Source organism: Providencia sp. PROV156, from assembly GCF_028480905.1.
Classification (GTDB): Bacteria; Pseudomonadota; Gammaproteobacteria; order Enterobacterales; family Enterobacteriaceae; genus Providencia; species Providencia hangzhouensis.
This window is the reverse complement of record NZ_JAMPPE010000056.1, coordinates 1-1,652: the sequence shown is the minus strand read 5'-3', so window position 1 is coordinate 1,652 and position 1,652 is coordinate 1. Positions and strand designations below refer to the sequence as shown.

The window sequence follows — 1,652 nt, the reverse complement described above, 5'->3', positions numbered from 1 at the left end:
TCTAACGTCAAAATCAGCGGCGCGTTTTTATGCGTCCGCTGGATTTACTTGTTGTGCGGCGTCGCAGACTCATTGAGCAACCTTTTTGCCTGCGTAATTACAGTTCTCGGAAGCGGGATGTTCAGAGGTTCTGCAACACTCTTGTACAATTCGAGACTCCACTTCCAGGTTTCACGATAGGCTACACATAGTGCTCTCGGCTCTGCACTGGATGTGCATGCCAGGTAGCGATTATACGAGTCCGCCGAGATATCCTTTTCCAACGCGCGTGACGGTGTCGGCCAGTGGTCTGTTGCCCTTTCGTCAAGGCGGATCAACTTGAGTAAGTTTTCATGGGCTTTGCTGAGCAAGGCCCAGGCGCGAGCGTACTCTCCCCGATTTAAAAGATTGGCCCCAAAGAGCATCAGGCTGATGAGGTTCAACACAAGCCCTTCCACCAGCGGCGCGCCTTCACGTATCGGGGGATCGCCCACGAGAGCGCTTGCATACCTTGACAACTCTCCTGATCGGTCCAACAAAACAGCCGCCTCAAGCGAGGGAAACCACCCATAGCCTTGCCAAGTGGAAATGACCGGTATGTCCGATTTTCGCATGAAATGGAATTCACCGCGAATGCCGTTTTCAAAAAGTGCGGTGTGGTGGCCGAAGTCGTCCGGAAAGTAAGCAGCAACCGGACTTACGGCATTAAGCCACGAGCGCTGATCGAAATTTTCAAAATGGTCATCCTGGATGAACACTGCGAATTCGATATCAGAGAACTCGTCACCCTCTCCGATAGCAAATGAGCCGAACATCAATGTCGCGATTATTCGTGCATCCTCATGACAACCTTCCTTGAAGAGTTCTATCATTTTCAGTTGAAGCATAGAAATATCCTTTTATTGAAGCCACAGATTATGAGGAAAGGTATACGCAGATTTTTGTTTTTTTCGTAAGCACAACGCCAGAATTAAGCCGTGCCGCGAAGCGGCGTCGGCTTGAATGAATTGTTAGACGGCAAACTCGCGCCAATACTTATGCAGACCAAAAATATTTGACGAGCACAGCAGAGGCATTGCTGTCTTAATTTTATCTAGTGGCCAGTTCCACCACTCCATCTCCATGAGCAATGAGATTTCCTCATCGGAGAAGCGCTTCTTAATTTGCTTTGCGGGATTTCCCCCGATGATGGCATAAGGCTCTACATCTTTTGTCACCAACGAGCGACTACCTATCACGGCACCGTCTCCAATTTTGATGCCAGGCATAATCATTGCCTCCGAGCCTATCCAGACATCATTGCCAATGACGGTATCACCTGCTCTTTGGAAGGCGTCGAGTGCTCTTGAGAAAGCAGGCTCCTCTTGCATATAGAAGAAGGGGAAGGATGATGCCCAGTCATGCCGATGCCCCTGATTGCCAGCCATGATGAAGGAAGCCCCGCTTCCTATAGAACAAAAGCTGCCAATGATCAATTTATCAACGTCATCACGATCTGGAAGCAAGTATCGCGCGCATTCATCAAATGAGTGCCCGTGATAGTAGCCAGAGTAATAGCTATACCGGCCTACTCTGATATTTGGATTTTTCACTTGCTCAGAAAGAAGTTCCCCTTTGAAAGGGCTGTTAAAGTAGTTTTTCATCAGAGTTCGTGGAACCTTTTCTTGCCGTCT

The 1,652-nt window shown here is 48.8% G+C and carries 2 protein-coding genes; both read right to left on the bottom strand.

Features of this window, described 5'->3' with window-relative positions; translation table 11 throughout:
• Positions 1 to 44: 44 nt before the first annotated feature.
• Positions 45 to 866, bottom strand: coding sequence for a lincosamide nucleotidyltransferase Lnu(F) (gene lnu(F) / locus PSF31_RS21005; protein ID WP_070342367.1), 822 nt, complete (start codon positions 864 to 866; stop codon positions 45 to 47).
• Positions 867 to 989: 123 nt separating this feature from the next.
• Positions 990 to 1,622 carry a type B-3 chloramphenicol O-acetyltransferase CatB8 gene (locus PSF31_RS21000; protein ID WP_002075262.1) on the bottom strand — a complete coding sequence of 211 codons (633 nt, stop codon included), beginning with the start codon at positions 1,620 to 1,622 and terminating at the stop codon, positions 990 to 992.
• Positions 1,623 to 1,652 lie beyond the last annotated feature (30 nt).

What these genes read in the sequence shown, in the direction of transcription:
- PSF31_RS21000 (WP_002075262.1), bottom strand. Translation starts at nt 1,622, where the DNA reads ATGAAAAACTACTTTAACAGCCCTTTCAAAGGGGAACTTCTTTCTGAG.